Annotated in this window: 1 pseudogene; it reads left to right on the top strand. The window is 66.5% G+C overall.

From position 1 onward, the window contains the following. Nucleotides 1-128, top strand: a pseudogene (locus GSY69_RS13985) (transposase); the annotation flags it as partial. Nucleotides 129-254 lie beyond the last annotated feature (126 nt).

The following is a 254-nucleotide window of genomic DNA, read 5'->3' as shown; positions in this document are numbered from 1 at the left end:
TTATGGATCCCTTCCACGTCATCCGGTTGGCCGGGGACGCTCTCGATGAGTGCCGCCGCCGAGTCCAGCAGGAACTGCACGGACACCGCGGACGCAAGGGCGACCCGCTCTACACCGCGCGGCGGACGGGACTGATGCACGATCAGGTGTCAGCTTGGTTTAGGCCGCCAGGGTGACGGTCGGGTTCATGATGGTCTCGTATTCGATGGGGGTCAATCGGCCCAGGCGGGCCTGACGCCGGCGGCGGTGGTAGG

This window comes from Brevibacterium rongguiense, assembly GCF_009857845.1.
Lineage (GTDB): Bacteria > Actinomycetota > Actinomycetes > Actinomycetales > Brevibacteriaceae > Brevibacterium > Brevibacterium rongguiense.
Note: the sequence above shows the minus strand (reverse complement) of the source record. Positions and strands in the feature narration are given on the sequence as shown.